The 925-nt window shown below is 68.6% G+C and carries 1 protein-coding gene; it reads right to left on the reverse strand.

The window, feature by feature from the left end:
• On the reverse strand, positions 1-925 hold a 925-nt coding region (locus tag NA4_RS38375), incomplete at both ends, for a phosphopantetheine-binding protein (protein WP_157129601.1).

Genomic DNA, 925 nt, shown 5'->3' on the forward strand with positions numbered 1-925 from the left:
CCGGGTCGAACCGATTCAAAAACCACATCCGCTGCTGCGCATACGACAACGGCACCCGCTCCGGCCGCGGCATCGCACGCGGCGCCGAAACAGACGCCCCCGTCAACTCCCCCAACCGCTCGGCCAGCCGCGCCACCACCGACGCCTCGAACACCAACGCGACCGGAACCCGCACCCCCAACACCGAACCCAACCGCCCAGTGACCTGCGTGGCCAGCAGCGAATTGCCACCCAGCTCGAAGAAGTCATCATCCGCGCCCACCCGCCGATCGGCGCCGTCGTCACCCTGCGGCGACAACACAGCAGCGAAGGTTTCCGCGACCAACCGCTCGTTCGCCGTGGCAGGCGCCCGGAACTCCCGCACGGCGAGCACCGGCTCCGGCAACGCGGCGCGATCCAACTTGCCCACCGGCGTCAGCGGCAACTCGTCCAGCACCGTGATCGCGGCCGGAATCATATACGCGGGCAACGTCTTCCCGATGAACTCGGCCAGCTCGGCGGTATCCAGCACGACCCGGCCGCCTTCGGCGCCGGTCGCGGAATAAACGCGCGGCAGCACATACGACACCAGGGCTTTGACCCCGGAAGGCAGTGTCGTGCCCAGCGTCGCGGCGTAGTCGACGTCCGGATGGGCGGTCAACGCGTTGTCGATCTCGTCCAGCTCGATCCGCAAGCCGCGGATCTTCACCTGGAAATCCACCCGCCCGTGATACTCGAGCAACCCGTCCGGGGTGCGCCGCACCAGGTCACCGGTGCGATACATGCGTGCACCCGAACCGCCGGCGGACCCGCCGAACGGACTGGCGACAAACCGCTCCGCGCTCAGTCCAGGCCGCCGCAGATACCCCTCGGCAAGCGCAGGCCCGGACAGATACAACTCACCGACCACGCCCGGCGGCACCAACCGCAACCGCGCGTCCAGCAC

Origin of the sequence: Nocardia amamiensis NBRC 102102 (genome assembly GCF_001612745.1) — a bacterium.
Taxonomy (GTDB): Bacteria; Actinomycetota; Actinomycetes; order Mycobacteriales; family Mycobacteriaceae; genus Nocardia; species Nocardia amamiensis.